Source organism: Acinetobacter sp. GN11, assembly GCF_054823985.1.
In genome coordinates this window covers 913-6,505 of sequence record NZ_JRVL01000379.1, presented here as the reverse complement: position 1 = coordinate 6,505, position 5,593 = coordinate 913, and the positions used below count along the sequence as shown (strand labels likewise).

The window sequence follows — 5,593 nt, the reverse complement described above, 5'->3', positions numbered from 1 at the left end:
ACCGCTACGGGAGGGAACGAGGTGTGCACACATAAAACTATCCCTCAGAAAGGAATAATCTGATGTGGTCGATCATCGGTCCGTCAAAACCGACTGGCAATTTAGGCCAGCCCGCAAATGTTAATCTTCAAAAATTAAGGTGTCAATGTGAAATTGGCTAGAAATTATTTAATTAATTATTGTTTTTCATTTAATTACATAATTAAGGAAAGCCTTAAGTAAATTTGAATAATCATTGGTTTTTTTAAGTTTTCTAGTTGAAGATTCTCTTTTTCATTTTGCGCTGATTTAAGAGATTAGAACAAGCTTCAACTAGAAATATGAATTACAAATATTATGATTCTTTAGATAATCCCCCTCCTAAAACTTCATAAATTTCAATGAAGCATCAGAGGAAATTGAGTATTTCCCCTGATGCATTTAACTTAAGATGAGATTTTTTTCTTAGAAGATAACTTTTCCACGGCGCCCAAAATGAAGATAAAGAACACGGGAACAAAGAAAATAGCCAGAATCGTTGCTGAAATCATGCCTCCAAATACACCAGTACCTAAAGCATGTTGAGTCTCAGAACTTGCACCTGTTGCAATCACAAGAGGAATTACACCACATGTAAAAGCAAGAGAAGTCATTAAGATTGGTCGTAAACGAAGTTTGGCTGCTGCAACTGTGGCTTCAATCAAACTCATTCCTTCCTCTTTGAGCATCTTTGCAAACTCAACAATCAAGATGGCATTCTTTGCGGATAGACCAATAATCGTAATGAGTCCAATTTTGAAGAACACGTCATTCATCAGACCTCGCGACATAATGGCAATGATTGCACCGAAAATACCAAGTGGAACAACCAACATCACAGAAAGTGGAATCGCCCAGCTTTCATAGAGTGCAGCCAATACAAGAAACACCACTAACATTGATAAACCAAGTAAAAAGGCCATTTGAGATTCAGACTGCTTTTCTTGTAAAGAAATACCTGTCCATTCATAGCCAATGCCTTTAGGCAACTTAGCAATTAACTGTTCCATTTCACGCATTGCCACACCCGAAGATGTATCGAAGTTAGGAATACCGGCAATACTTAAAGATGGCCGTCCGTTGTAACGATTATATTGTTGTGGTGCTTTGTTCCATTGAGGTGTTACCACTTCAGACAAAGAAACCAATTGACCACTTGAACCCATCACTTTTAAGTTCAAGATATCTTTGAGTTGCATACGTGATTTAGCTTCAACTTGTACAATCACTTGTTGCATACGTCCCTGATTAGGGAAGTCATTGATATACATTGAACCCATTGAAGTTGAAATGATGTCTGAAACGTCTGAGAATTTAACACCAAGGGTATTAAGCTTTTCACGGTCAATTTTTAAAGAAATATTGTCGCCTTGCGGTAAACCCTCATTCCACACCATATAGAACTTTTTGTTCTTGGCAGCCATCTGCATAAGTTGGTCTTGGGCAGCCAATAAAGCAGGCATACCTAAGTTAGCACGATCTTGTAAACGTAAGCTAAAGCCTGAGAATGTGCCCAATTCATCAATAGCAGGTGGAAGTACCGCCATGGTTTCACCTTCCGCACTGTTCGCCATTGATGCATTGACTGCATTTGTCATTTCAGTTGCTGAAGAAGTTCGCTCTTTGAAATCTTTTAAGGTCGTGAAAGCAACACCTACGTTTTGTCCTGCACCGCTAAAACCCCATCCCATAATCGTCGTATTACTTTTGACATCGGGTTTGTTTTTAAGCGAATTTTCAAATTCATTCACTACATTTCGAGTACGTTCTGCCGTTGCATCTGATGGTAATTGGAAAGACGTCATAAACCAGCCTTGATCTTCCTCTGGCATAAATGCTGTTGGCCAATATCTCATTCCTGCAAAGGTAATACCTGTAATCACCACAAAGATCATCATGACTGGAACAGTATGTTTGATGATTTTAAGTAGCATCAATTCATACTTTTTCGTCACTTTATCGAAGCTACGGTCAAACCATGCAAAGAAGCCTTTCTTCTGATGATGCCCATCAATTGGTTTTAAAATGGTTGCACATAGTGCAGGTGTTAAAATGAGTGCCAATAAAGCCGAGAATAAAATAGACACGGACATAGTCAGCGTAAATTGTTTATAAATGATCCCGACTGAACCACTCGCAAACGCCATTGGTAAAAACACAGCAGACAATACTAAGGTAATACCAATAATAGGACTGGTAATCTCTTTCATTGCCTTAGAGGTCGCTTCTTTAGGATCTAATCCTTCGGTCGCCATAATCCTTTCGACGTTTTCAACCACGACAATCGCATCGTCGACAATAATCCCGATGGCAAGCACCATACCGAACATGGTAAGCACGTTAATCGAAAAGCCGGCCAGCAGCATCACGGTAAAAGTACCGAGCAAAGCAATAGGCGCAACAATTGCAGGAATAAGCGTATAGCGTACATTGTGTAAAAATAAATACATCACAATGAAAACCAGAACCATCGCTTCAAGTAATGTATGAATTACCTTTTCAATTGAAATTTTGACAAACGGCGCGGTGTCGTAAGGAATACTAAACTGCATACCCTCTGGTAAATTTAACTTTAATTCTTCAATTTTTGCTTTAACGCCTTCTGCTGTTTTTACTGCATTGGCACCAGGACTTAACTGGATTGCGGCAGCCGTAGCGGGTTTACCATTTTCTAAAATAGCAAAGTTGTAGGCTTGTGATCCCATTTCAACATTTGCGACATCAGACAGACGAATTACACTTCCGTTCGTTTTACTTTTCAAACTGATATCATTAAATTGCTCTACGCTTGATAGCTGTCCTTGGGCTGACAAGGTAACCGTAACAAGTTGACCTTTATTTGCAGGTAAATCGCCTAGGCGCCCCGGTGCAATTTCAATATTATTTTCACGAATGGCATTGTTTACGTCACTAATTGATAAACCATAGGAAACCAATTTATTTGGATCGACCCAAATTCGTAGGGCTTTCTCTGCACCAAAAGATTGAACCTTACCTACGCCTTCAACACGCTTTAACTCTTCTACGACATTTCGAACCAGATAATCACTTAAATCTACTTCTGAATATTGGCCATTAGGAGAGTTAATACTCACCAACATCAAGAAACCCGAAGATGATGCTTCAACCTGTAAACCTTGCTGACGTACAACCTGTGGTAACCGTGATTCAATACTCTTGATTTTATTCTGGACATCAACCTGAGCCATTTCGACATCTGTACCCGGTTTAAAGGTGGCAGAAATTTCTGCTGTGCCCGAAGTATCCGTTGTCGCACTGTAATACAGTAGATTTTTTACACCCGATAACTCACGCTCAATTAAGGTAACAACACTATCGTTAATTGTTTTAGCAGTTGCTCCCGGATAAGTCGCACTAATGTTCACTTGAGGAGGCGCTACACTAGGGAAACGAGCAATCGGCAATTTTGGAATACTAAGCAATCCAAACAATATAATGAAAATTGCGATCACCCATGCAAAAACAGGACGTCGAATAAAGAATTGAGACATCATCATTGAGCTCCTTGAGTTGTAGACGGTTTTGTTTCTACATTTGGAGCACTATTTTCTGATGCAGACTTTTTCCACGGAGTCATTGCTAATTTTTGATTTGGCTTTATACGTTCAACACCCTCAACAACGACTTTGTCACCGACTTTTAAGCCTTTATTGGCGATATAGTACTGTTCATATTGCTGTCCGATTTCAATAGGACGAACATCAGCTGCCCCTTTGGCATTGATGATATAGACCTGAGGCTCACCATTGATATTGCGTTGAATCGCTTGAGCTGGAACTAATAAGGCTTGTGGAATAGAAGCTCGGTCTATATTGACTCGTACATACATACCAGGGAGTAATTTTCTCTCGGTATTATTCACTTCAATACGGAAGGTCACATCACCTGTTTCAGGATCAACATTAATATCTTCAAACAGCATTTTTGCTGTGACGTTATATTGCTGGCCTTGGCTATTAGAAATACGCACAGTTTTTTCACTGTTTGCAGACAACTCACCGCTTTTTAAAGCTGCTTGTAAGCGTTCATATTCACTGATTGATTGCTTTACATCGACGTAGACTTTATCAATCTGTTGGATTGTGGCCATGGTATTCGTATCGCCTTGACCAACCAATGCACCTTCAGTGACAAAAGACTGTCCAATACGACCTGAAATTGGCGCTCGAACAGTTGCATATTGTAGATTCAAATTTTGTCTAGCCAGCAATGCTTTCATTTGAGCAACATCAGCGAGAGCCTGACGATATTGAGCTTGAGCATTACTCACTTCTTGCTTACTAATTGCATTACTTGGTAAGAGTTGCTCATAACGTTCTAACTGAACTTTAAGTCTCGCAACCTCTGCCTCAGCTTTATTAAGTGAAGCTCTATTGCTATTTACATCTGCCTCAAAAGTTTCTGAGTTAATTTTATATAAAGCTTGCCCTGCTCTAACTTCACTACCTTGTTTAAATAAAACTCTTTCAATAATTCCTCCAACTTGCGGACGTATTTCAGCCGTACGGAATGCATGCACACGTGCAGGAAGATTTTCACTAAAATTAACTGATTGCGATTGAATGCTTAATACACTGACTTTAGCGGGAGATGGCTCAGCTTGAGCCGTTTCTTTTGAACCACACCCCTGTAATACCAGCCCAATAGATAAAAATAAAGGAAGTAAAAGATGCTTTTGCATACTGTCCAAACTTAGTGAGTTTTTGATGCTGACATTATTTTTGATGAGTGTGTAGCGATCATCACTAAAGTGTGGAGTAAGTGTGGAGAAATACCGATAATTTAGCGTATGATGAGTTGAAGCACCTCATATAGCCCGTTTTCTATGTTTGATCATTCTTTTTCTTTTAATTGCCAAGATAAAGTTATCCTCGTTGTAGAAGATGACTACGATATTGGCGACATTATTGAAAATTATTTAAAACGTGAAGGAATGGTTGTTATTCGTGCTATGAATGGAAAGCAAGCGATTGAGTTGCACGCTAGTCACTCCATTGATTTAATCTTACTTGATATTAAATTACCCGAGCTGAACGGCTGGGAAGTGTTAAATAAAATCCGCCAAAAAGCTCAAACTCCTGTAATTATGCTAACGGCGCTTGATCAAGATATTGATAAGGTTATGGCATTACGAATTGGTGCAGATGACTTTGTTGTTAAACCATTTAACCCTAATGAAGTGATTGCTAGAGTTCAGGCTGTTTTAAGGCGTACCCAGTTAACACACAAGACATTTAACAAAAATAAGATCTACAAGGATATTGAAATTGATACGGATACTCATAGCGTCTATCTACACTCTCACAATAAGAAAATATTGCTTAATTTAACGCTCACTGAATATAAAATTATTTCACTCATGATTGACCAGCCCCACAAGGTATTTACCCGTGGTGAACTTATGAATCATTGCATGAACGATAGTGATGCTCTAGAACGAACTGTAGATAGCCATGTGAGTAAGCTTAGAAAGAAATTGGAGGAACAAGGAATACTTCAAATGTTGATTAATGTGCGTGGCGTAGGATATAGACTCGATAATCCACTAGCTGTA

General features: G+C 39.1%; 3 protein-coding genes. 1 reads left to right on the top strand and 2 read right to left on the bottom strand.

What is annotated here, in order from left to right:
* Positions 1 to 425: 425 nt before the first annotated feature.
* Positions 426 to 3,533 (bottom strand): multidrug efflux RND transporter permease subunit AdeB, encoded by a 3,108-nt coding sequence (gene adeB / locus NL42_RS19610; RefSeq protein ID WP_461314022.1) that lies wholly within the window; start codon positions 3,531 to 3,533, stop codon positions 426 to 428.
* Positions 3,533 to 4,720, bottom strand: a complete 1,188-nt coding sequence (locus NL42_RS19605) for an efflux RND transporter periplasmic adaptor subunit (RefSeq protein ID WP_461314021.1) — start codon at positions 4,718 to 4,720, stop codon at positions 3,533 to 3,535. Before NL42_RS19605 ends, adeB begins: the two co-directional genes overlap by 1 nt.
* Positions 4,721 to 4,864: 144 nt before the next feature.
* Here NL42_RS19605 and adeR point away from each other — a divergent pair.
* Positions 4,865 to 5,593: efflux system response regulator transcription factor AdeR (adeR, locus tag NL42_RS19600; RefSeq protein ID WP_461314020.1), on the top strand; the 729-nt coding region annotated here is incomplete at its 3' end.

What these genes read in the sequence shown, in the direction of transcription:
- adeB (WP_461314022.1), bottom strand. Translation starts at nt 3,533, where the DNA reads ATGATGTCTCAATTCTTTATTCGACGTCCTGTTTTTGCATGGGTGATC.
- NL42_RS19605 (WP_461314021.1), bottom strand. Translation starts at nt 4,720, where the DNA reads ATGCAAAAGCATCTTTTACTTCCTTTATTTTTATCTATTGGGCTGGTA.